Source organism: Priestia sp. P5_B4 (genome assembly GCF_056400385.1).
Genome location: NZ_JBFULJ010000890.1, coordinates 1 through 1572, shown reverse-complemented (window position 1 = coordinate 1572; position 1572 = coordinate 1). Strand labels below are relative to the sequence as shown.

At 33.0% G+C, this 1572-nt stretch carries 3 protein-coding genes; 1 reads left to right on the top strand and 2 read right to left on the bottom strand.

Going from position 1 to position 1572, the window contains the following annotated elements:
* Nucleotides 1-536: 536 nt before the first annotated feature.
* Both AC1DRF_RS27195 and AC1DRF_RS27190 read right to left on the bottom strand, forming a co-directional pair.
* The gene (locus AC1DRF_RS27195; RefSeq protein ID WP_377577372.1) at nucleotides 537-848 is read right to left on the bottom strand and encodes a carboxymuconolactone decarboxylase family protein; all 312 of its coding nucleotides are present in this window, start codon (nucleotides 846-848) and stop codon (nucleotides 537-539) included.
* 1 nt (nucleotide 849) lies between these two features.
* Complete coding sequence (locus AC1DRF_RS27190; RefSeq protein ID WP_097823031.1) at nucleotides 850-1260, bottom strand: tautomerase family protein; 411 nt, start codon at nucleotides 1258-1260, stop codon at nucleotides 850-852.
* A gap of 106 nt (nucleotides 1261-1366) precedes the next feature.
* Here AC1DRF_RS27190 and AC1DRF_RS27185 point away from each other — a divergent pair.
* Nucleotides 1367-1572 (top strand): LysR family transcriptional regulator (locus AC1DRF_RS27185; RefSeq protein WP_477742208.1); only part of this gene is annotated, 206 nt, incomplete at its 3' end.

Sequence of the window (1572 nt, the reverse complement as noted above, 5' to 3'; positions counted from 1 at the left end):
GAATTGTATAGTTGTTGGATAGGAGAAGAAGCTGAAAAGCGAAAAGGAGAACTAACTTTAAACATCCATTACTTTGATATAGATGCTATTGAAATGCCTGAAAAAACATTAGTTAGAATCGAAAAATAAACTTTCCTTATTATGCTAACAATTTTTTCGCATTTATAATATGAACGCAAAAAAAGCTATTTCAATCGTATTGGCATCGGAGTGAAATAGCTTTTTCTACTTTACATTCAAGAGTGTGTTAGATCCTTATGGATATCTCCACATGTGAATTTTATCACAAACTTTTCTGCGTGTGAAGATGAAAAATGAAATTTGTATGACAAATATCGAGAAAAAGAAGAATGGTTGATTTGTTTGACAGCATCTTTATTAATATTAATTATATTTAATAAATTTTCTAAAAGAAAATAATAATTCCTTACCTCTTTTTTTGTTGTCCTAGCAAAAATTCTAGGAAGCAGCCTCTTTAACCTCTAGGTCACCAGAGGTTTCAAACACTACCTCGTTTTCACACATGTTTATTATTATTATCGTCTCGCTATTAAATTTAGTGCCGCAGATGCCTTTGGCCACCCAACGTAAAAAGCCATATGGGTTATTAGTGCAATAATTTCTTTTTCAGTCACTCCATTCTTTTTTGCCAACTGCAGATGAAAAGGCATTTGTTCGGTGTTGCCAATACTGATTAAAGCGGAAAGTGTACTTAAACTTCTTTCTTTTGAGGTTAAAGTAGGGTCTCTCCACACTTCTCCAAATAAAATATTTTCTCCATATTTCACAAAGTCAGGAGCAAGATCTCTCATTTCTTCCATCAGCTTAGACTCAATGCGATTATTCATTCTATTTTCCCTCCTTTGGATTCACCATTTGTGCGATTCCTTGCCCAAATGACCAGTTTTCAAGGGGTGTCTCGTTTAATGTAATAAAAATATTATTTGTAGAAATATTCAAGTGAGTGGAAAGTTCCTCAGCAATAGATTGATACAACTTCTTTTTCTGCTGAATCGTTCTCCCCTGCCCACATGTAATGGAGATATAAATCATTTGATCTGTCCTTTTTCCCCCATTTTCTAAGAGATACTGTAAGTCATAGAAAAAATGCTGAGGTGGATATGGTAAAAATAGTTGAAAATAATCGTCTTTTGGAATGTGAAAATGTTGGATTAAAGACTGATGAATACAATTGCTTACTTTTTTTAATTCCTTATCGTTTAATTGACATTCTGGATAATAAACGTTAACAAATGGCATCGATCATCTTCCTTTCTATATTCAGTGTACTTCCACACTCTTCATTTGTATAATTGAAAACATGTCTAATAATTATCGAAAAAACCGATAGAGATGGGGTTAGGAAGTGGAAATTAAAGAATTAACGACGTTTAAAACAATTGTGGCAGAAGGAACGTTTTCACTTGCAGCAAAAAAATTGAATTACGCTCAATCTACCGTCACTGCTCATATTAAAAAGTTAGAAAAAGATCTTGGATTTCTTTTATTTGAACGAGGCTGGGAAGCAAAATTAACAAAGGAAGGTGCACTATTTGTAGAAGAAGTAGATAG